Annotated in this window: 19 protein-coding genes; 11 read left to right on the plus strand and 8 right to left on the minus strand. The window is 58.8% G+C overall.

The features are described 5' to 3' along the window. Nucleotides 1–8: 8 nt before the first annotated feature. From AB4Z35_RS26425 to dksA, 4 genes are all read right to left on the minus strand, one after another. Nucleotides 9–2,963 carry a sensor histidine kinase gene (locus tag AB4Z35_RS26425; protein ID WP_007990065.1) on the minus strand — a complete coding sequence of 985 codons (2,955 nt, stop codon included), beginning with the start codon at nt 2,961–2,963 and terminating at the stop codon, nt 9–11. After that, complete coding sequence (locus AB4Z35_RS26430; protein WP_003176118.1) at nt 2,947–3,123, minus strand: hypothetical protein; 177 nt, start codon at nt 3,121–3,123, stop codon at nt 2,947–2,949. The genes AB4Z35_RS26425 and AB4Z35_RS26430 overlap by 17 nt, the downstream gene beginning before the upstream one ends. Nucleotides 3,124–3,200: 77 nt before the next feature. After that, on the minus strand, nt 3,201–4,094 hold the full coding sequence (gluQRS, locus tag AB4Z35_RS26435) for a tRNA glutamyl-Q(34) synthetase GluQRS (RefSeq protein ID WP_442100329.1): 894 nt from the start codon (nt 4,092–4,094) through the stop codon (nt 3,201–3,203). A 201-nt stretch (nt 4,095–4,295) separates the two neighbouring features. Continuing rightward, the gene (gene dksA / locus AB4Z35_RS26440) at nt 4,296–4,736 is read right to left on the minus strand and encodes an RNA polymerase-binding protein DksA (RefSeq protein ID WP_007995322.1); all 441 of its coding nucleotides are present in this window, start codon (nt 4,734–4,736) and stop codon (nt 4,296–4,298) included. A gap of 334 nt (nt 4,737–5,070) precedes the next feature. Between dksA and AB4Z35_RS26445 the strand changes: the two genes are divergently transcribed. Continuing rightward, nucleotides 5,071–6,243 carry a pyridoxal phosphate-dependent aminotransferase gene (locus tag AB4Z35_RS26445; RefSeq protein WP_413426296.1) on the plus strand — a complete coding sequence of 391 codons (1,173 nt, stop codon included), beginning with the start codon at nt 5,071–5,073 and terminating at the stop codon, nt 6,241–6,243. After that, entirely contained in the window at nt 6,243–6,956 is a 714-nt protein-coding gene (gene sfsA, locus AB4Z35_RS26450) for a DNA/RNA nuclease SfsA (RefSeq protein WP_442100332.1), read from the plus strand. Before AB4Z35_RS26445 ends, sfsA begins: the two co-directional genes overlap by 1 nt. On the opposite strand, the gene AB4Z35_RS26455 is transcribed toward sfsA, so the two are convergent. The 4 genes from AB4Z35_RS26455 to AB4Z35_RS26470 form a co-directional block, all read right to left on the minus strand. After that, the gene (locus AB4Z35_RS26455) at nt 6,953–7,270 is read right to left on the minus strand and encodes a Rieske (2Fe-2S) protein (RefSeq protein WP_442100334.1); all 318 of its coding nucleotides are present in this window, start codon (nt 7,268–7,270) and stop codon (nt 6,953–6,955) included. The genes sfsA and AB4Z35_RS26455 overlap by 4 nt on opposite strands. Before the next feature lie 489 nt (nt 7,271–7,759). Next, nucleotides 7,760–8,032, minus strand: a complete 273-nt coding sequence (locus AB4Z35_RS26460) for a TfoX/Sxy family protein (protein WP_007971093.1) — start codon at nt 8,030–8,032, stop codon at nt 7,760–7,762. A 244-nt stretch (nt 8,033–8,276) separates the two neighbouring features. Next, complete coding sequence (locus AB4Z35_RS26465; RefSeq protein ID WP_108232430.1) at nt 8,277–8,621, minus strand: pentapeptide repeat-containing protein; 345 nt, start codon at nt 8,619–8,621, stop codon at nt 8,277–8,279. 91 nt (nt 8,622–8,712) lie between these two features. Then, nucleotides 8,713–10,269: an AAA family ATPase gene (locus AB4Z35_RS26470; RefSeq protein WP_442100337.1), complete on the minus strand. Its 1,557-nt coding sequence runs from the start codon at nt 10,267–10,269 to the stop codon at nt 8,713–8,715. A 115-nt stretch (nt 10,270–10,384) separates the two neighbouring features. On the opposite strand from AB4Z35_RS26470, the gene mrcB reads away from it, so the two are divergent. The 9 genes from mrcB to msrQ all read left to right on the plus strand — a co-directional run bounded on the left by mrcB (nt 10,385) and on the right by msrQ (nt 20,248). After that, complete coding sequence (gene mrcB, locus AB4Z35_RS26475; protein WP_007995312.1) at nt 10,385–12,703, plus strand: penicillin-binding protein 1B; 2,319 nt, start codon at nt 10,385–10,387, stop codon at nt 12,701–12,703. A 16-nt stretch (nt 12,704–12,719) separates the two neighbouring features. Next, nucleotides 12,720–13,457 carry a tetratricopeptide repeat protein gene (locus tag AB4Z35_RS26480; RefSeq protein WP_442100338.1) on the plus strand — a complete coding sequence of 246 codons (738 nt, stop codon included), beginning with the start codon at nt 12,720–12,722 and terminating at the stop codon, nt 13,455–13,457. After that, on the plus strand, nt 13,457–13,792 hold the full coding sequence (locus tag AB4Z35_RS26485) for a YqcC family protein (protein ID WP_104451440.1): 336 nt from the start codon (nt 13,457–13,459) through the stop codon (nt 13,790–13,792). The genes AB4Z35_RS26480 and AB4Z35_RS26485 overlap by 1 nt, the downstream gene beginning before the upstream one ends. Nucleotides 13,793–14,276: 484 nt before the next feature. Beyond that, entirely contained in the window at nt 14,277–16,001 is a 1,725-nt protein-coding gene (locus tag AB4Z35_RS26490) for an acetolactate synthase 3 large subunit (protein ID WP_442100340.1), read from the plus strand. A 2-nt stretch (nt 16,002–16,003) separates the two neighbouring features. Next, nucleotides 16,004–16,495, plus strand: coding sequence for an acetolactate synthase small subunit (ilvN, locus tag AB4Z35_RS26495; protein WP_003205610.1), 492 nt, complete (start codon nt 16,004–16,006; stop codon nt 16,493–16,495). A 45-nt stretch (nt 16,496–16,540) separates the two neighbouring features. After that, complete coding sequence (gene ilvC, locus AB4Z35_RS26500; RefSeq protein WP_003228216.1) at nt 16,541–17,557, plus strand: ketol-acid reductoisomerase; 1,017 nt, start codon at nt 16,541–16,543, stop codon at nt 17,555–17,557. A gap of 144 nt (nt 17,558–17,701) precedes the next feature. Next, nucleotides 17,702–18,556, plus strand: coding sequence for a CDP-diacylglycerol--serine O-phosphatidyltransferase (gene pssA / locus AB4Z35_RS26505; RefSeq protein WP_007995308.1), 855 nt, complete (start codon nt 17,702–17,704; stop codon nt 18,554–18,556). A 58-nt stretch (nt 18,557–18,614) separates the two neighbouring features. Beyond that, on the plus strand, nt 18,615–19,628 hold the full coding sequence (msrP, locus tag AB4Z35_RS26510; protein ID WP_442100342.1) for a protein-methionine-sulfoxide reductase catalytic subunit MsrP: 1,014 nt from the start codon (nt 18,615–18,617) through the stop codon (nt 19,626–19,628). Continuing rightward, nucleotides 19,628–20,248 (plus strand): protein-methionine-sulfoxide reductase heme-binding subunit MsrQ, encoded by a 621-nt coding sequence (gene msrQ, locus AB4Z35_RS26515; protein ID WP_442100344.1) that lies wholly within the window; start codon nt 19,628–19,630, stop codon nt 20,246–20,248. The genes msrP and msrQ overlap by 1 nt, the downstream gene beginning before the upstream one ends. The last annotated feature ends 267 nt before the right edge of the window (nt 20,249–20,515 follow it).

The following is a 20,515-nucleotide window of genomic DNA, read 5'->3' on the forward strand; positions in this document are numbered from 1 at the left end:
CGACGGTCTCAGTTCACAGCGGACGTCGCTTCGACATGACGCGGCAAGGTAACCCTGATTCGGGTGCCGCGTTGGCTTTGAACATCAGCCGGGCTGTCGATGGTGATTTGTCCATAATGCTCTTCAACGATGGAATAGACCAGTGCAAGGCCCAGACCGGTGCCTTCGCCAGGGTCCTTGGTGGTGAAGAAAGGTTCGAACAATCGGTCCATGATGCTCGACGGAATACCGCTGCCTTCGTCTTCCACGATCAGATCGACCGTGTGTTCGCCGGCTTCGCTCTTGACCCGTACCGCACTGCCGGGAGGCGAGGCGTCACGGGCGTTTGAGAGCAGGTTGATCAATACCTGGGCCAGCCGTTGCGGGTCGCCTTCGACCCAGTGTTCGGGGTCGCACAGGTTGTAGAACTGCACTTCGAAATTGCGTCGGTTCAGGGCCAGCAGGCCGATGGCATCCTGAGCCACTTCGGCCAGACAGACGGGCTCGTCGCTGTGCTGATGGCTGCCGGCATGGGCAAAGCTCATCAGCGACTGGACAATGCGCGACACGCGTTTGGTCTGTTCGAGGATCTGCCCGCTGATTTCCTTCAGCTCGCCGTCTTCTTCACGCTCTTCGCGCAGGTTCTGCGCCAGGCACGCGATACCGGTGATCGGGTTGCCGATTTCATGGGCCACGCCGGCCGCCAGTCGACCGATGCTGGCCAGGCGCTCGGAGTGCACCAGTTTGTCCTCGAGCATCTGGGTTTCGGTCAAGTCTTCCACCAGCAACACCAGGCCACTGTTGCCCGGCGCGAGGGGTTCGTCGATCGCGGCTTTGTGCAGGTTCAACCAGCGTGTCTGGCCGTCGAGGGCCAGGTGCTGCTTGTGCAAGTGTTCGTCCGGCAGATTGATGAAGCCTTGCAGCAACTCCTTCCACGGGTCGGCAATGGTGCTCAGGCGCGAACCGACCACGCGCTGTGCGGCGATACCGGTGAGTTCCTCCATGGCCTTGTTCCACATGAGGATTTCCTGATCCTTGGCCAGCGAGCAAACGCCCATCGGCAACTCCTGCAGGGTCTGGCGGTGATAGCGGCGCAGGGCATCGAGTTCGGCGGCCAGGCCAGTCAGGCGCGAGTGGTAATCCTCGAGGCGGCTTTCGATGAAGTGAATGTCTTCGGTCACGTAGTTTTCGCCGCCAGCCTTGTACGGCAGGAACGTCTCGACCATGTCCTGGGCCACGCTCGGGCCCATCAGGCCGGAGAGGTTGGCCTCGATGCGGTCACGCAAGCGGCGCAGGGCATACGGTCGACGCTCGTCGAAGGGCAGATAGAGATCGCGCAGTGCCTGTTCCACTTCTTTCTGCGCCGCTTTTGCACCCAATGGCTTGGCCAGTTGCGTGGCGAATTCCTGAGGCGAGGCGGCGTGCAGTTCCCGGCGTTGCGGGCGGCGCACGTTATCCACGGCGCAGGCTTCGGCAGCGCTGGCCTCTTCGGTGCTGGCGTTGGTGAACAGCGAGATCAGGGTGAACATCAGCACGTTGGCCGCCAGCGAGGCAATCGCCGCCATGTGCCAGCTGGTGTCGTCCAGCACATAGATCATGTTCAGCAGTGGAATGTAGAAGCCTTGCAGGTTGCCAACCAGTGGCAACAACATGGTCACCAGCCACACCAGGATCCCCGCCAGCAAGCCGGCGATGAAGCCGCGACGGTTGGCGGTCGGCCAGTACAGGACCGAGAGCACGCCCGGCAGGAACTGCAACGTGGCAACGAACGCGACAATGCCGAGGTTGGCCAGGTCCTGCTCGGCACCGAGCATCAGGTAGAAGCCGTAGCCGGCCATGATGATCGCGACAATCAGCGCCCGGCGGGTCCACTTCAGCCAGCGGTAGATGTTGCCTTCGGCCGGAGGTTGATACAGCGGCAGCACCAGGTGGTTCAAGGCCATCCCGGACAGCGCCAGCGTGGTGACGATGATCAGGCCGCTGGCGGCGGACAGCCCGCCGACATACGCCAGCAACGCCAGCGCCTTGCTGTTGGCGGCGATACCGATGCCCAGGGTGAAGTATTCCGGATTAGTGGTGGCACCCAGTTTCAGGCCGGCCCAAAGAATCAGCGGCACCGCCAGGCTCATCAGCAGCAGGAACAGCGGCAGGCCCCAGCTCGCACTGACCAGCGAACGCGGGTTGAGGTTCTCGGTGAAGGTCATGTGATACATGTGCGGCATCACGATGGCCGAGGCGAAGAACACCAGCAACAGGGTGCGCCACGGGCCTTCCTGCAATGGCGTGTGCAGGGCCGCGAGCGCGGTCTGGTTTTGCAGCAGCCACAGTTCCAGCTGTTGCGGGCCGTCGAACACGCCGTAAAGCGCATACAGCCCGACGCCGCCGAGGGCGATCAGCTTGATCACCGATTCGAAGGCAATCGCGAACACCAGGCCTTCATGCTTTTCGCGGGTGGCAATGTGGCGGGAACCGAAGAAAATCGTGAACAGCGTAATCAATGCACAGAAACTCAGGGCCACGCGATGCTGCACCGGCTCTCGGGTGAGGATGCCGATGGAGTCGGCGACCGCCTGAATCTGCAAGGCCAGCAACGGCAATACGCCGACCAGCATGAAAATCGTGGTCAGCGCTCCGGCCCAGGTGCTGCGGAAGCGGAAGGCAAACAAGTCCGCCAGGGACGACAGTTGATAGGTGCGGGTGATCTTCAGGATCGGGTAGAGCAGCACCGGCGCCAGCAGAAATGCCCCGGAAACGCCCAGGTAGCTGGACAGAAAACCGTAGCCGTACTGATAGGCCAGGCCCACGGTGCCGTAAAACGCCCAGGCACTGGCATAGACGCCCAGTGACAGGGTGTAGGTCAGTGGGTGGCGAATGATCGCCCGGGGGATCATGCCCCGTTCACTGATCCAGGCCACACCGAACAGCACCGCCAGGTACGCGGCGCTGATCAGGATCATCTGGGTCAGGCTAAAGCTCATCGGCATCTTTTTGGCTCTGCAGGATGAAGGTCACGACGATCAGAATCAGCCAGAGCAGATAAGGGCGATACCAGGCGCCAGTGGCGTCGATCCACCAATCCATGATGGCCGGGGAAAACAGGTAAATCCCCACTACCAAAAGCAGGACCAAGCGATAGATGTACATCCCGGCCTCTCTTTTTTATGCGCGTGCCCGAAAACGTGCGGCGATGGTAACGGATGGGCGCGCCACTGCAAGTGCGATCACAGCAGCTGTGCCTCGGGCAGGCTCAGTGTGCGCGGGATCAACGAGGCATCCCAGTGGGCAATGCCCCAGTTCAGCACTTCCCGTGGCGTGGCGTAAGCCAGTTCGGTTCCCGGGTTCTGCCCCAGTGCGCGTAGCGCCCGCAGCAACAGCGGTGTTGCCTGATCATCGGTCAACGGCGGCGAGCGGTAGGATTTACCCAGTTTATTGCCATCAGGCTGAGTAATCAGCGGGATGTGCAGATAACGCGGTTGAGGCAGGCCGAGCAGTTCTTGCAGGTAGAGCTGGCGGGGCGTGGAGTCCAGCAGGTCGGCACCCCGAACGATATCGGTGATGCCCTGCCAGGCATCGTCCAGGACCACGGCCAATTGATAGGCGTAGAGTCCATCGCGGCGGCGGATCACAAAGTCGCCGACTTCCCGGCCCAGATGTTGGCGGTATTCGCCCTGCACCCGGTCGATGAAGTGGTATTCCAGTTCCGGTACTCGCAGGCGGATGGCCGCATCGTCGGCGCCATGGCCGGCATTGCGGCACAGCCCCGGATAAATCCCGTGATACGGCTCCAGCTGTTTGCGCGAGCAGGTGCAGGCGTAGGCCAGACCATGATCGAACAGGCGATTGAGCACCTGGGCGTAGGCATCGTGCCGTTCGCTTTGGCGAACCAGGTCGCCATCCCACTCGAAGCCATAGTTTTCCAGTGCCTTGAGAATGGCCACCTGGGCGCCGGGTTCCTCACGGGGCGGATCAAGGTCTTCCATGCGCATCAGCCAGCGTCCGCCCACCGAGCGCGCATCGAGGTACGAGGCCAGCGCTGCGACCAGAGAACCGAAATGCAAATGGCCACTGGGCGTGGGGGCAAAGCGCCCGATGTAAGTGGGGGAGGTGGCGGTCATGAATGCAATATCACTTGTTCCGGACTTGCGCCAGGCACCTGTGGGAGCGAGCCTGCTCGCGAAAGCGGTGTATCAGCCAGCATCAATGTTGAAGTTGATGGACCCTTCGCGAGCAGGCTCGCTCCCACAGTGTTTTGCCTAGGCGAATTTTAGAAACAAAAACGGAGCGTTCGCACGCTCCGTTCTTCGTTCAAGTCGCAATTATTTGCCGACTTGCTTTTCCTTGATTTCCGCCAGGGTCTTGCAGTCGATGCACAGGTCGGCGGTAGGACGCGCTTCGAGGCGCTTGACGCCGATCTCGATGCCGCAGGATTCACACCAGCCGTACTCTTCGTCTTCGATCAGCTGAAGTGTCTTGTCGATCTTCTTGATCAACTTGCGTTCACGATCGCGGGCACGCAGTTCGAGGGCGAATTCCTCTTCCTGGCTGGCACGGTCTGCCGGATCAGGAAAGTTGGCCGCTTCGTCCTTCATGTGGTCCACGGTCTTGTCGACACCTTCCATCAGCTCTTTTTTCCACTGATTCAGAACCTTGGTGAAGTGCTTGCGCATGGGCTCGCCCATGTACTCTTCGCCGGCTTTCTGAACATAGGGCTCGAAGCCGCTGATCGTCTGGTTTTGCTGCTTTGCTTGGGTGGACATGAAATAGACCGCCTCTACTCTTGTAATCCATCTGCGCAGGATTGCTCCATCACCGGCACCTGCCGGCCCTGCGGCTGCAAGCGGGCGAACTTACCAGATCAACTCGGGCCGCGCTACTCCCGGATGTCGAGCTCGCGGCACAGGGTGCTTGCCAATGATGACAAACCGTTGACTGGTGGCTCTGGAACCCTGCTCAATTATTGATTTTAGTCAAACCTTGCGCTCGCGCTTGAGTCGTTTGCGGCCGGGAGTTATAAGGCCTCTGACCGCATTAGGTTCTCGCTCGTTCCTGCGCTTGGGTAGAATCGTTTTTTTTCCCGTTGAAGGAAGGCCAATGGCTCAGCCCTACAGTGCCCGCAGTCGCGCAATCGAACCTTTCCATGTAATGGCGCTGTTGGCGCGAGCCAACGAGTTGCAGGCGGCCGGCCATGACGTGATCCACCTCGAAATCGGTGAGCCGGACTTCACCACTGCCGAACCGATCATCCAGGCCGGCCAGGCTGCTCTGGCGGCAGGGCGGACCCGTTACACCGCCGCGCGCGGTATTCCTGAGCTGCGTGAGGCCATTTCGGGCTTTTATCAGCAGCGTTACGGTTTGAACATCGACCCGCGGCGCATCCTCATCACACCTGGCGGGTCCGGCGCGTTGCTGCTGGCCAGCGCTTTGCTGGTAGACCCCGGTAAACACTGGCTGCTGGCGGACCCGGGCTACCCATGTAACCGGCACTTCCTGCGATTGGTGGAAGGCGCGGCACAACTGGTGCCGGTCGGTCCGGATGTGCGTTATCAGTTGACGCCTGGACTGATCGAACGTCATTGGGATCACGACAGTGTTGGTGCATTGGTGGCGTCGCCGGCCAATCCGACCGGCACGATCCTGACCCGCGACGAGCTTGCGAAGCTGTCTGTCGCGATCAAGGAGCGCCACGGTCATCTGGTGGTCGACGAGATTTATCACGGCCTGACCTACGGCACCGATGCGGCCAGCGTGCTGGAAGTCGACGACAGTGCATTCGTTCTGAACAGTTTTTCGAAGTATTTCGGGATGACCGGTTGGCGGCTCGGATGGCTGGTGGCCCCCGACGCTGCCGTCGGTGAGCTGGAAAAACTTGCCCAGAATCTCTATATCAGTGCTCCGAGCATGGCGCAGTACGCTGCGCTGGCCTGTTTCGAGCCAGCAACCATCAGTATTCTCGAAGAGCGTCGCGCCGAATTTGGTCGGCGCCGGGATTACCTGCTGCCGGCCTTGCGAGAGATGGGGTTCGGCATTGCCGTGGAGCCAGAAGGGGCTTTCTACTTGTACGCCGATATCAGCAAATTCGGCGGCGATGCCTTCGCGTTCTGTAAACATTTTCTCGAAACCGAACATGTGGCATTCACCCCGGGGCTGGATTTCGGGCGTTATCAGGCCGGGCATCACGTGCGGTTCGCCTATACGCAGAATCTTGAGCGTTTGCAGGAGGCGGTGGAACGTATCGCTCGTGGTTTGCGGAGCTGGCAAGGCTGATGCATTTTCATCCTCCCCTCGAAGAAGGTCGCCTGATCCGTCGTTACAAGCGTTTTCTCGCCGACATCGAAACCGTTGACGGCGAGTTGCTGACCATTCACTGCCCGAACACGGGCTCGATGCTCAATTGTCAGGTCGAGGGCGGGCAGGTCTGGTTCAGCCGCTCCAGCGACCCGAAACGCAAGTTGCCTGGCACTTGGGAGATTGGTGAAACCCCGCAAGGGCGGCTGTTTTGCGTGAACACTGCCCGGGCCAATGGTTTGATCGAAGAGGCGCTGCGAGCGGGTGTCATCACAGAACTGAACGGCTTTACCGGGCTCAAGCGCGAAGTGGCTTACGGTCAGGAAAACAGTCGCATCGATTTCCGCCTTGATTATCCCGACGGGCCGGCCTACGTCGAAGTCAAAAGCGTGACCCTGGGTTTCGACGGTACGGCGGTGGCGGCGTTTCCCGATGCGGTCACCCAGCGTGGCGCCAAGCATCTGCGKGAGCTGGCCCATCTGGCCAGGGACGGTATTCGCGCAGTGCAGTTGTACTGTGTCTGCCTGACCGATATCGAGGCCGTGCGCCCGGCGCAGGAAATCGATGCGGCTTATGCGCAGGCCTTGCGTGAAGCTGTGGCCTGTGGGGTCGAAGTGTTGGCTTACGGTGTGCGGTTGAGCCACGAAGAAATGCGGGTCGACCGGCGTCTGGACGTGTTGCCGGGTGGCTAAAGGCTGATCCAGATCCCTTGTTCATCCTCGCGACAGGTCACGCCGGTCAAGGCTTGCCCCGCGCAAGGGCCGGCGACGCATTCACCGTCTTCGATCAGAAACAGTGCGCCATGGGTGGCGCACTGGATCAGGCTGTTGCTGGGGTCGAGAAACTGGTCGGGATGCCACTCCAGGCCGACGCCCCGGTGCGGACAGCGATTGATATAGACATAAACCTGTCCGCTGCGGCGCACCGCAAAAAACTTTTGGCCATCAATGTCGAACCCGCGACTGCTGTCATTGACCAGTTCGGCACCTGCGCAAAGCAACTTCATGTCTATCCTCGGTCCCGCAACTCGTGAGCAGATATGTCCGAGCTTGACGGTCAAATACTAACAATTATCAAAGGGCCGTCTTGCCCGTAGGGTACAAGTGCCTGTCGACGAGGATACTTGGCCTGCTTCTTCGATGCCCGGGAAACCTTTGAAGAAAGCTGTTTATGCGCCTGACACACCTGTGTCGCCGTGCTCTGCATGGAGCATCCATCGCCGGACTCCGTCAGTACTTTTCAACAGGCAAAAAAAGACCCGGCAAGAGCCGGGTCAAATAACCGTGATTAGCCTGATGAGGAGATAATCCGAGAGTCCGAACCAAGGGCTTTTCAGAATATCGACCAGTCTCGCGACCAGTTGTGATAATCATATCGATTCTCATTACCAAGTCAACCGCTGTTTTTTGATTTCTTGGCGATTCACCAAAATTACTTCTGCAGGCCCCGTAATCATTGGGTTTCAGGTTGCAAAACTTCGGAAATATTTGTCGGCTCAGTTCTTGTGGCGTGAAGAAATGGCTTCCAGTTGTTTGTTCAATGCTTCCTTGCGCTCGGCAGGGATGTCATTCCAGTGAACGTCCATCAGGGCACCTTCAATTGCGTACAACAACACCTTGGACGCCCGAAAACCGCGCGTGCGCACGGCCCGGTAAGCATCCACCGCCCCGAGGCGACGCAAGTCCGAAGCGCTATGGATGCCCACGGCATGCAGCCATTGCGCTGACGTCTTGCCAAGATTCTTCAGGTGTTGCAGTTCATCATTCATCAAGCCTCCTTGCGATGGCCGAATGGAGAGCGTGGGCAATCTTCTGAGGAGTGTAGCCATCAGTAGGAAACGCGTGATTGTTTGCTGGTATTCGACGCAAATGCTTCTAAGAGACGGGCATTGGCAGAGTGTGAAAAATCCGCGAACGCGGGAGGAATAGGCGGGGAATAGTCATGAATTACGGGTAAGCATCCCCCAGTCCAGCGCAACGAGGGGCGCTGGACGTGTCAGTCCGCGACGTTTATCAGCGGGTGCGATAGCGCAATCGTGTGCCGAAGTTCATCGACATCAGGATTTCGTCGGCGCTGAGCTCCACTGGAAAGTAGGCGCCGGAGATTTGTGCGTGGGCCAGGCTCGCGCCTTCCAGGTTCGCTTTGCTGAAGTCGATGCCGCGCAAGTCGGCGGAGCGGAAGTAGGCGTTGCTGAAATCCACACCGTCGGCATTCAGTTCGCGCAGGTCCAGCCCCCGGAAGTCTCCACCCACCATATCGATGGGGCCATCCTTGGGGCGCTCACTGTTGAAGCCTCTGATGTCGTCTTTGTGCAGCAGGGCATAAAGCGGTGTGTCGAGAAGTTTGGGCTGGCTCATGTCGCATCACCTGATGGTTTTATGACGCCAGTATAGTGCCACTATTTGACAGTCGTGAAGCCAGCGCGGGCCTCACGACTGAAATGGTTTCTTACAGGCCCGGAAGACGCTGGCGAATTTGCGCGACAACGGTATCGAGCGTCCCGCTTTCATTGGTCTGGACGCGCTTGCTGCAGAGGATTTCTGCGGGTGTCAGCGCTTCACGGCTGGCTTGCTGGGCTGCGATAACAGCCAGGGTGGCGTCGGACGGGTCCTTCTTGTCTGCCTGGCGCGCGGCCAGCCAGCTTTCGATCACGGCCTGAGGCGCATTGCAGTCGAGGATCAGGAAAGGGGCGCCCGTGGCCTCGGCAATCTTCGCTGCACTGTCACGCTGATCACGCTTGAGATAAGTAGCGTCGACCACCACCGGGAAGCCAGCACGCAGAATGACATCGGCGATTTCGTGCAGGCGGGCATAGGTCGCCGCGCTGGCGTCGGCGCTATAGATGCCGGCGTGTACGTCATTCTCGACGGTTTGCTCGCCGAACAGACGCTTGCGCTCGACATCGGAGCGCAAGCGAATCGCGCCCAGGGCTTCGACCAAACGCATGGCGACCTGGCTCTTGCCGACTGCGGAAACGCCGTGGGTAATGGCCATGAAGCGCGAAGGAATGGTGCTGTAGCTTTCCGCCAGGTTGGCGTAGTTGCGGTACTGGCGCAGGGTCGTGGCGCGCTGCACCGCACTGGCTTCGGCCGGCATGCTGAACAGGGCGACCTTGGCGCGAACCAGTGCACGGTAGGCTTTATAGAAGTTCAGAAGTTCGAGGCCGCGATAGTCGCCGGTCAGCTCCAGATACTGGCTGATGAAGCGGCGCGCCAGGCACTTCAGGCCGCGGTCTTCCAGGTCCATCGCCAGGAAGCCGGTATCGGCATAAACGTCGGTAAAGCGAAACGGTTCGTTGAACTCGATGCAGTCGAAGATCACGACCTTGCCGTCGATCACGGTAGCGTTGCCCAAGTGGATATCACCGTGGCATTCACGAATGAAACCTTCGGCCTTGCGCTGGGCGAACAGCGGTTTGAGGCGCTCGAAGCTGCTTTCGGCCCAGGCTTGCAGGGCGTCGAGTTGCAACAGATCGGCTTTATCGCTGAGGAACGGACGGATCTGTTCGAAGTTCTGCCGCACCGGTGCCATGACGCTGTCCGGTGTGCCTGCTTCGTGCCCGGCCGGTACTTTCGGTGCGCTGAGGTGGAAGCGGGCGATTTGCTCGGCCATCTCGTCGATGTGTGCGGTGGTCAGTTCGCCATTGGCTTGAAGGGTGCTCAGTAATCCGTTTTGCGGGAACTGGCGCATTTTCAGTACATATTCGATGGCCGGGCCTTCGCCACCCAGTTGCGGAGCCTCGGCGCTGCCGGTGACGGGCAGCACTTCCAGGTACAAATCTTCGGTCAGGCGCTGGTTCAGGCGCAGTTCTTCGGCGCAAAAGTGTTCGCGAGCCTCAAGGCTGGTGAAGTCGAGAAAACCGAAATTGACTGGCTTCTTCACTTTATAAGCGAAGGGGCCCGTGAGAACGACCCAGGAAATATGGGTTTCGATGACCTGGAATCCGTCTACAGGATGCGGGTAGAGGGCAGGGTTTTGCAGGGCAGCGATCAGGGACTGGCTCACAGGCGATCCTTCAGAGTCTGGAAAATCAAGGCCGTCATTATGGCCGTAAGTCCGCTTGGCGCAAACCTCGGAGCGCTCCTGTTGAGTATGAATAAAGTGCGTATAATCCGCCGCCATGACTCGTACCCGAACTCCCCGTACCCCAAAAAAACCACCCTCCAGGGGCCTGCGCCCGTGGCTGGGCTGGGCCATTAAACTCAGTTTGGTCGGCCTGGTAGTGCTGGCCGGATTCGCTGTTTACCTTGATGCTATCGTCCAGGAGAAGTTCTCCGGCAAGCGCTGGACCATCCCGGCCAAGGTTTACGCGCGTCCGCTCGAGCTGTTTGTCGGACAAAAGCTGAGCAGGGACGATTTCCTGACCGAACTCGATGCCTTGGGCTATCGCCGTGAAAGCGTGGCCAATGGCCCGGGCGCGGCGTCGGTCAACGGTAATGTCGTTGATCTGAACACCCGTGGCTTCCAGTTCTATGAAGGCATGGAGCAGGCACAACCGGTGCGGGTGCGTTTCTCCGGCGATTACGTGGCCGAGTTGTCGGGAGCAAAAGGCTCGAAACTGTCGGTGGTGCGCCTGGAGCCGCTGCTGATCGGCGGTCTGTACCCGAAAAACCTCGAAGACCGGATCCTGATCAAGATCGATCAGGTGCCACCGTACTTGCTTGAAACGCTGGTGGCGGTCGAGGATCGCGATTTTTATCATCACTTTGGTGTTTCGCCGAAGTCGATCGCCCGTGCAGTCTGGGTCAACGGTTCGTCCGGCCGCATGCGCCAGGGCGGCAGTACCCTGACTCAGCAATTGGTCAAAAACTTCTACCTGACCAACGAGCGCAGCCTGAGCCGCAAACTCACCGAAGCAATGATGGCGCTGCTGCTTGAACTGCATTACGACAAGCGCGAAATCCTTGAGGCTTACCTCAATGAAGTGTTTATCGGGCAGGACGGCCAGCGCGCAGTGCATGGTTTCGGTCTGGCCAGTCAGTTCTTCTTCAGCCAGCCGCTGGCCGAGCTCAAGCTGCATCAGGTCGCACTGCTGGTGGGCATGGTCAAGGGGCCATCCTCCTACAATCCGCGCCGTAATCCGGAGCGCGCCCTTGAGCGGCGCAACCTGGTACTCGATGTGCTGCAAGAGCAGGGCGTCGCTACCGCCGAGCAGGTTGAGGCGGCGAAGAAAATGCCGCTGGGCGTGACCAAGCGCGGCAGTCTGGCGGACAGCTCGTTCCCCGGCTTCCTCGATCTGGTCAAGCGTCAGTTGCGCGAAGACTATCGCGACGAAGACTTGACCGAGGAAGGGCTGCGGATCTTCACCAGTTTCGACCCGATCCTGCAGATGAAGGCTGAGGCCTCGGTCAACGACACTTTCAAGCGTCTGTCGGGGCGCAAGGGTTCCGATGACGTCGAAGCGGCAATGGTCGTGACCAACCCGGAGACCGGTGAAGTGCAGGCCATGATCGGCAGTCGCCAGGCCAGTTTTGCCGGGTTCAACCGGGCGCTGGACGCGGTGCGGCCGATCGGCTCGCTGATCAAGCCGGCGGTTTATCTGACCGCGCTGGAGAAGCCGAGTCAGTACACATTGACCAGTTGGCTGTCGGACGAGTCCTTCTCGGTCAAGGGCGCCGATGGTCAGGTCTGGAAACCGCAGAACTACGATCGTCGTTCTCACGGTACGGTCTTCCTCTATCAAGGCCTGGCGCATTCCTACAACCTGTCGACCGCGCGTCTCGGTTTGGCGGTCGGTGTGCCCAACGTCCTGAAGACGCTGGAGCGCCTGGGTGTGACTCGTGAATTCCCGGCCTTCCCGTCGATGTTGCTCGGGGCTGGTGGCATGACGCCAATCGAAGTGGCGACCATGTATCAGACCCTCGCCAACGGCGGCTTCAATACGCCGATGCGCGGGATTCGTAGCGTGCTGACTGCCGAGGGCGAGCCGCTCAAGCGTTATCCGTTCCAGATTCAGCAGCGTTTCGATCCGGCCTCCATTTACCTGATCCAGAGCGCCATGCAGCGCGTGATGCGTGAAGGTACCGGCAGCTCGGTTTACAACGTGTTGCCAAGGACCCTGACCCTGGCGGGTAAGACCGGTACCAGTAACGACTCGCGGGACAGTTGGTTTGCCGGTTTCAGTCAGGACTTGCTGGCGGTGGTCTGGCTGGGGCGCGATGACAACGGCAAGACGCCTTTTACCGGCGCCACCGGAGCCTTGCAGGTCTGGACCAGCTTCATGCGCAAGGCCGACCCGTTGCCGCTGGACATGCCGCAGCCGGATAATATTGTTCAGGCCTGGGTCGATTCCCGTACCGGGCAAGGTTCTGACGCCGGTTGCCCAGGTGCCGTGCAGATGCCGTATATTCGCGGCAGCGAACCGCCTCCCGGTGCTGCTTGCGGTGGTGAAAACCCTGCTGAGTCGGTGATGGATTGGGTCAAGGGCTGGATGAATTAAGCAAAGAGGGTTTCAAGTGAACAAGTGGTTGATTCCAGCGGTTGCCGCCGTAGCTTTGCTCAGCGGTTGCTCCACCGTACAACGTGGCTCGATTCCGGTCGTGGACTCCGGCACCGCCGTGTCCAACAGTGAGCGGATCTCGGCCAATGGCGGCTTCCGCCAGACGACCGTCAAGCGCCCTGCACAGGGTCAGTCCCGGACCCAGGCGATTCCGCAAGGTGACAGCGGTGTAGTGGTGATGGTGCCAGGCGCTGCAACGACTTCAACTCCGATCAGCACCACGCCGATAACCCCGGGTCCGATCACGCCGGGGCCAATTGACACGTCGCCGGTCCAGTCGGCGCCGATCAATCAGGGCAGCTACAACATGCCGTCGTCGCCAAGCGGGATTCCGTCGGCCAGTTCGGGCGGACTTTCTGCAGACGAGCAACTCGACGGCCCGGTATTGGCCTTGCTGACCACCGCTCAACAGCAACAGGCGAGCGGTGATCTCAATGGCGCCTCCTCCAGCCTCGAGCGCGCCCAGCGCGTTGCCCCGCGTGAGCCGCAGGTGCTTTATCGTCTGGCGCAGGTGCGCATGGCTCAAGGCGATGCGGCCCAAGCCGAGCAGTTCGCTCGCCGTGGGCTGACCTTTGCCAATGGTCGTCCGGCCCTACAGGCCAACTTGTGGGAGCTGATTGGCCAGGCGCGTGAAAAACAGGGTGACTCCCAGGGCGCGGCATTGGCTCGTCAGAAGGCCAAGGTAACGGGGTGATGGACGCGCGCTTTCTAAAAATCGCCGATCAACTGTTGTTGATCGAGCGTGAGTTGCGGGTGCAAGGGTGGTGGGATGAAGTCTCGCCATCTGCTGAAGCGCTTTCCAGTGTCGAGCCTTTTTCGGTCGATACACTGGATTTCGAGCAATGGCTGCAATGGATCTTCCTGCCACGCATGAAGATGATCCTTGAGCAGGATTTGCCGCTACCCAACGCTTCGGGCATTCAGGAAATGGCTGAAATGGTCTTTGCCGGTCGCAATGTCCAGGGCAAGGATCGGCAGTTGCAGGTATTGCTCAAACAGTTTGATCAGTTGATCACGGCGTCTCGCTGAGCCAGAAGCTGCCAGCGCCCGCTGGCAGTTATCCACAATCACTTTCTGTATGTCATTGGCCGATGCTGCGTCAGTGCGTTCGCGTGCCAATTCTTGGCAAAAGTTGCGCAATTGGAGCTAACGCGCTGGCGGTTTATGGGTTTTTTCTTGCGTTCTCATGTGCTTACTAGAATAAAACACTTAGACGGCTTGACTTGCGAGGGACGAAACAGAAGAATCCAAAGTCCGCTGTACAGGGACTGCCAGAAGCAGACCCTCTCAGCAGATCATGAGGCGCATATCCGCGTCGACCTGTTACACCCGCAACGCGTTACCTCGCGCTGGGTGGGAAAAGCCCGCAACACTTGGGACGATCCCAATACTTGCTCAGTCAGTGCTGACGTAGTCGGCGACCACCGTCGCTCATGCTCTGCCGAGAAGTAAACCTATTAAGACCCGTCCCGTTTTTCGTGGGCGGTATTCTGGCGTTTTAGAGGTGAGCAACGTGGAGCTTTTATCTGGCGGTGAGATGCTCGTCCGCTTTTTGCGCGACGAAGGCGTCAAATATATCTACGGGTACCCGGGTGGTGCTCTTCTTCATGTTTACGATGCCCTGTTCAAAGAACCGGAAGTGACCCACATCCTGGTTCGTCACGAGCAAGCGGCTACCCATATGGCTGACGGCTACGCCCGTGCCACCGGTAAAGCCGGTGTGGTACTGGTAACTTCCGGTCCTGGTGCAACAAACGCCATCACCGGTATCGCCACGGCCTATATGGACTCCATTCCGATGGTGATCATTTCCGGCCAGGTGCCGAGCACCATGGTCGGTACCGATGCGTTCCAGGAAACCGACATGATCGGTATCTCCCGGCCGATCGTGAAGCACAGCTTCATGATCAAGCACGCGTCGGAAATCCCGGAAGTCATGAAGAAAGCGTTCTACCTGGCGCAATCCGGTCGTCCTGGTCCGGTCGTTGTCGATATCCCGAAAGACATGACCAACCCGGCCGAGAAGTTCGAATACGTCTTCCCGAAAAAAGCCAAGTTGCGCTCCTACAGCCCGGCTGTTCGCGGTCACTCCGGTCAAATCCGCAAGGCGGCAGAAATGCTCCTGGCGGCCAAGCGTCCCGTGTTGTACTCGGGCGGCGGCGTGATCCTTGGTGGCGGTTCCGCACCACTGACCGAACTGGCGAAGATGCTCAATCTGCCAGTGACCAATACCCTGATGGGCCTCGGTGGCTACCCTGGCACCGACCGTCAGTTCATCGGCATGCTCGGCATGCACGGCAGCTACACCGCCAACCTGGCGATGCACCATGCTGACGTGATCCTCGCTGTCGGCGCGCGTTTCGACGACCGTGTCATCAACGGTGCGTCGAAGTTCTGCCCGAACGCCAAGATCATTCACATCGACATCGACCCGGCTTCGATCTCCAAGACCATCAAGGCCGACGTGCCTATCGTGGGTCCGGTTGAGAGCGTCCTGACTGAAATGGTCGCGATCCTCAAGGAAATCGGCGAGACCCCGAACAAGGAGTCCGTTGCCAGCTGGTGGAAGCAGGTTGACGAGTGGCGCGGTGATCGCGGCCTGTTCCCGTATGACAAGGGCGACGGCAGCAAGATCAAGCCGCAAACCGTGATCGAAACCCTGTGCGAAGTGACCAAGGGCGACGCCTTTGTGACCTCCGACGTGGGTCAGCACCAAATGTTCGCCGCGCAGTACTACAAGTTCAACAAGCCGAACCGTTGGATCAACTCTGGTGGCCTCGGCACCATGGGCTTCGGTTTCCCTGCGGCCATGGGCATTCAGTTGAGCTTCCCGGATGCGGACGTCGCCTGTGTAACGGGCGAGGGCAGCATCCAGATGAACATTCAGGAACTGTCCACCTGTCTGCAATACGGTTTGCCGGTAAAAATCGTCATCCTGAACAATGGCGTGCTGGGCATGGTTCGTCAGTGGCAGGACATGAGCTATGGCAGCCGTCACTCGCACTCCTACATGGAGTCGTTGCCTGACTTCGTCAAGCTGGCTGAGGCCTATGGTCACGTCGGCGTACGCATCACCGAATCGAAAGATTTGAAGTCGAAGATGGAAGAGGCGTTCGCCATGAAAGATCGCCTGGTAGTGATCGATATTTCGGTCGATACCAGCGAGCACGTCTACCCGATGYAAATCAAAGACGGCTCCATGCGCGATATGTGGCTGAGCAAGACGGAGCGTACCTAATCATGCGGCACATTATTTCCTTGCTTCTGGAAAACGAACCTGGCGCTCTGTCTCGTGTGGTTGGTCTGTTCTCGCAGCGCAACTACAACATCGAAAGCCTGACCGTGGCGCCAACCGAAGACCCGACCCTGTCGCGTCTGACGCTGACCACAGTTGGCCACGATGAAATCATCGAGCAGATCACCAAGAACCTGAACAAGCTGATCGAAGTGGTAAAACTGGTCGACCTGTCGGAGAGTGCTCACATCGAGCGCGAACTGATGCTGGTCAAGGTCAAGGCCACCGGCGCCCAGCGCGCCGAGATCAAGCGCACTACCGATATTTACCGTGGACAGATCGTCGATGTCAGCGCCAGCGTGTATACCGTTCAACTGACCGGTACCAGCGACAAGCTCGACAGCTTCATTCAGTCCATTGGCACCGCCTCGATTCTGGAAACCGTCCGTAGTGGCGTGACCGGCATTGCCCGCGGCGACAAAGTACTCAGCATCTAAACCAAATTAGCGAACGGCCTGAACGGCCTGATATAGGGGAAATTCATGAAAGTTTTCTACGATAAAGACTGCGACCTGTCGATCATCCAGGGCAAGAAAGTTGCCATCATCGGTTACGGTTCCCAGGGCCACGCTCAAGCGTGCAACCTGAAAGACTCGGGCGTTGACGTGACTGTCGGCCTGCGTAAAGGTTCGGCTACCGTTGCCAAGGCTGAAGCCCATGGCCTGAAAGTGACCGACGTTGCTTCCGCTGTCGCGGCTGCCGACCTGGTCATGATCCTGACCCCGGACGAATTCCAGTCCTCCCTGTACAAGAACGAAATCGAGCCGAACATCAAGAAAGGCGCCACCCTGGCCTTCTCCCACGGCTTCGCGATCCACTACAACCAGGTTGTGCCGCGCGCTGACCTCGACGTGATCATGATCGCGCCGAAGGCCCCAGGTCACACCGTACGTTCCGAGTTCGTGAAGGGCGGCGGTATCCCTGACCTGATCGCTATCTACCAGGACGCCTCGGGCAACGCCAAGAACGTCGCTCTGTCCTACGCTGCCGGCGTTGGCGGCGGTCGTACCGGCATCATCGAAACCACCTTCAAGGACGAGACTGAAACCGACCTGTTCGGCGAGCAAGCCGTTCTGTGCGGCGGTACCGTTGAACTGGTCAAAGCCGGTTTCGAAACTCTGGTTGAAGCTGGCTACGCGCCGGAAATGGCCTACTTCGAGTGCCTGCACGAACTGAAGCTGATCGTTGACCTCATGTACGAAGGCGGTATCGCCAACATGAACTACTCGATCTCCAACAACGCCGAATACGGCGAATACGTGACCGGCCCGGAAGTCATCAACGCCGAGTCCCGTCAGGCCATGCGCAACGCCCTGAAACGTATTCAGGACGGCGAATATGCCAAGATGTTCATCAGCGAAGGCGCTACCGGCTATCCTTCGATGACCGCCAAGCGTCGTAACAACGCCGCTCACGGTATCGAAATCATCGGTGAGCAACTGCGCTCCATGATGCCGTGGATCGGTGCCAACAAGATCGTCGACAAAGCCAAGAACTAAGTCACGCGCTTGTACGAAAAACGCGGCTTAGGCCGCGTTTTTTCGTTTGGGAGGCCGGTTCTGGTATAAAGCTGCATCGTTTGCGGCCGAACCGTCGTCCCAGACACCTGTCCAAACTTTCCACCCCGTTGCAAGGTAATGTCCATGAGCGAACGCCCCGAAGAGCCAAACCAGGCTTCTGACGCCGAAAGCCTGCTGCCCATCGATGAACATGTCGAGGAAGGGCATGACGCTGAAGGTCGTAAAGTCCGGCATCGTGGTATCTATCTTCTGCCGAATCTGTTCACCACTGCGAACCTGTTCGCAGGGTTCTATTCCATCATCAACTCGATGAGTGCGCAGGCTGCCTTGAGCGCTGGCGACTCGGTCAATGCGAGCAAGTACTTTGCTTTTGCCGCCATCGCGATTTTCGTTGCCATGGTGCTCGACGGCCTCGATGGTCGCGTTGCCCGCATGACCAATACCCAGAGTGCCTTCGGCGCCGAATATGACTCGCTGTCGGACATGGTTGCCTTTGGCGTTGCGCCGGCATTGCTGGCCTTCGGTTGGGCCCTGGGTGACATGGGCAAGGTTGGCTGGATGGTCGCCTTCATTTATGTAGCGGGTGCGGCGTTGCGTCTTGCGCGCTTCAACACTCAGGTCGGTACGGCGGACAAGCGCTATTTCATCGGTCTGGCCAGCCCCGCGGCGGCGGGTGTTGTTGCGGGCATTGTCTGGGCGTTCAGCGATTACGGCATCCAGGGCTCCAAAATGTCTTTCCTGGTTGCGTTGATGGTGGCTGCGGCCGGCATGCTGATGGTCAGCAACATCAAGTACAACAGCTTCAAGGAGCTGGACCTGAAAGGCCGTGTGCCGTTCGTGGCAATCCTCGCTGTGGTGCTGGTGTTCGCAGTGGTGTTCAGTGATCCGCCGCGCATCCTGCTGCTGGTGTTTCTCGCCTATGCAGCCTCGGGCCCGGTTCAATACCTGTTACGTCTTCGTCGTAACAAGAGCGTGTAATTTCCCTCATACTCCGCAGTCTATGGGTGCATCTGTCCTCCAGAGCTGCGGAGTAACCATGCTGATCAAAGTCTCCAAAGCGTCCGACTGCCATGAGTCGGACGTCACGCCTGAATCCCTCTATCTATCTCGGCGCAATGTGCTCGGTGCCACGGTTGCCGGCTTCGCCCTGGGCAGCCTGCCGCAATGGGCCAGCGCTGGCGACAGTGCGCGCTACCCGGATGTTGAGTCCGGCAAGGCCCCTTCCTGGTTCAGCGAAAAGCTTCCGGCTACCAGGTGGGGTGCGATCAACGTCAAGGATGAGGCGATCACGCCTTTCAAGGATGCGACCCACTACAACAACTTCTACGAGTTCGGCACCGACAAAGGTGATCCGGCCGCCAATGCCGGCACGCTGAAGACGGAGCCGTGGTCGGTGGTGGTGGACGGGGAGGTGGGCAAGCCAGGGCGGTATGCGCTGGAAGACTTCATGAAACCGTATCAGTTGGAAGAGCGAGTCTACCGACTGCGTTGTGTGGAAGCCTGGTCGATGGTCATTCCCTGGATCGGTTTTCCCCTCCAGGCCTTGCTCAAGGAGGTCGAGCCGACCTCGAAAGCCAGATTCATCCGTTTCGAAACCCTGCAGGATCCCAAAAGCATGCCGGGCCAGCGTTCCGGTTTTGCCTTGATCGACTGGCCGTATATAGAAGGGCTGCGTCTGGATGAGGCGATGAACCCGTTGGCGATTCTTGCCGTTGGAATGTACGGGCGTGAATTACCTAATCAAAACGGCGCGCCGCTGCGTTTGGTGGTGCCTTGGAAGTATGGCTTCAAGAGCATCAAGTCCATCGTCCGCATCAGTCTGGTCAGTGAGCAGCCGAAAACCACCTGGCAGAGTATTGCTTCGGATGAATATGGCTTTTATGCGAACGTGAACCCCACTGTTGATCATCCTCGCTGGACTCAGGCTCGTGAACGCCGCTTGCCCAGCGGTTTGTTCAAGCCCAATGTGCGCGACACGCAAATGTTCAACGGTTATTCAGAAGAAGTCGCTTCTCTATATACGGGGCTCGACCTGAGGAAGAATTACTGATGCGCCATCCGTTTTGGCGTATCGGAGTCTTTGTCGTGGCGTTGGTGTGGCCGCTGCTGTGGTTGTACCAGGCTTGGGGAGATCTCCTCGGGCCGGATCCAGGCAAGGTGCTGGTCGATCGATTGGGTTTGGGGGCACTTGTTCTGCTGCTTGTAACGTTGAGCATGACGCCTTTGCAGAAGCTCGCCGGTTGGTCGGGGTGGTTTGCCGTACGGCGACAGTTGGGGTTGTGGTGTTTTGCCTATGTGCTGCTCCACTTCGGTAGTTACTGCGCATTCATTCTTGGTTTTGACTGGTCGCAGCTGGGTGTCGAGCTGCGCAAGCGGCCTTACATTATTGTCGGGGCGCTGGGTTTTCTTGGTTTGCTGGCATTGGCGGTGACGTCCAATCGATATAGTCAGCGACGATTGGGTGTTCGCTGGAAGAAGTTACATCGCCTGGGTTATGTAGTTCTTGGGCTCGGATTGCTGCATATGCTCTGGATTGTGCGTGCGGACCTGAAGGAGTGGGCGATCTATGCATCTATAGGTGCGCTGCTGTTAGTGCTGCGGCTACCGCCTTTAGCCCGTCGAATCCCGCGCTTAATGGCTAAAAAGGCCTCTTCTGCCAAAAAGGCGTAAATAGTGGTTGACGGCAGATTCTGGAGGCCTATAATTCGCCCCACTTCCGGCGCAGTCGAAACGGAAAACTCCTTGGTAAACAAAGAGTTAYGCKGTTTTCGGCAGTGGTTGCTTCAGGTCATCGAAGCGCAAAGGAAGTTGAAAAAGAGGTGTTGACAGCAGYGTGTAACGCTGTAGAATTCGCCTCCCGCTGATGAGAGATCTGAAGCGCAAGTGGTTGAAGTTGTTAAGGAAATCCTTGAAAACTTCTGAAAAAATCACTTGACA

Source organism: Pseudomonas sp. KB_15, assembly GCF_052114525.1.
Taxonomy (GTDB): Bacteria; Pseudomonadota; Gammaproteobacteria; order Pseudomonadales; family Pseudomonadaceae; genus Aquipseudomonas.

What these genes read in the sequence shown, in the direction of transcription:
- AB4Z35_RS26425 (WP_007990065.1), bottom strand. Translation starts at nt 2,963, where the DNA reads ATGCCGATGAGCTTTAGCCTGACCCAGATGATCCTGATCAGCGCCGCG.
- AB4Z35_RS26430 (WP_003176118.1), bottom strand. Translation starts at nt 3,123, where the DNA reads ATGTACATCTATCGCTTGGTCCTGCTTTTGGTAGTGGGGATTTACCTG.
- gluQRS (WP_442100329.1), bottom strand. Translation starts at nt 4,094, where the DNA reads ATGACCGCCACCTCCCCCACTTACATCGGGCGCTTTGCCCCCACGCCC.
- dksA (WP_007995322.1), bottom strand. Translation starts at nt 4,736, where the DNA reads ATGTCCACCCAAGCAAAGCAGCAAAACCAGACGATCAGCGGCTTCGAG.
- AB4Z35_RS26445 (WP_413426296.1), top strand. Translation starts at nt 5,071, where the DNA reads ATGGCTCAGCCCTACAGTGCCCGCAGTCGCGCAATCGAACCTTTCCAT.
- AB4Z35_RS26455 (WP_442100334.1), bottom strand. Translation starts at nt 7,270, where the DNA reads ATGAAGTTGCTTTGCGCAGGTGCCGAACTGGTCAATGACAGCAGTCGC.
- AB4Z35_RS26460 (WP_007971093.1), bottom strand. Translation starts at nt 8,032, where the DNA reads ATGAATGATGAACTGCAACACCTGAAGAATCTTGGCAAGACGTCAGCG.
- AB4Z35_RS26465 (WP_108232430.1), bottom strand. Translation starts at nt 8,621, where the DNA reads ATGAGCCAGCCCAAACTTCTCGACACACCGCTTTATGCCCTGCTGCAC.
- mrcB (WP_007995312.1), top strand. Translation starts at nt 10,385, where the DNA reads ATGACTCGTACCCGAACTCCCCGTACCCCAAAAAAACCACCCTCCAGG.
- AB4Z35_RS26485 (WP_104451440.1), top strand. Translation starts at nt 13,457, where the DNA reads ATGGACGCGCGCTTTCTAAAAATCGCCGATCAACTGTTGTTGATCGAG.
- ilvN (WP_003205610.1), top strand. Translation starts at nt 16,004, where the DNA reads ATGCGGCACATTATTTCCTTGCTTCTGGAAAACGAACCTGGCGCTCTG.
- ilvC (WP_003228216.1), top strand. Translation starts at nt 16,541, where the DNA reads ATGAAAGTTTTCTACGATAAAGACTGCGACCTGTCGATCATCCAGGGC.
- pssA (WP_007995308.1), top strand. Translation starts at nt 17,702, where the DNA reads ATGAGCGAACGCCCCGAAGAGCCAAACCAGGCTTCTGACGCCGAAAGC.
- msrP (WP_442100342.1), top strand. Translation starts at nt 18,615, where the DNA reads ATGCTGATCAAAGTCTCCAAAGCGTCCGACTGCCATGAGTCGGACGTC.
- msrQ (WP_442100344.1), top strand. Translation starts at nt 19,628, where the DNA reads ATGCGCCATCCGTTTTGGCGTATCGGAGTCTTTGTCGTGGCGTTGGTG.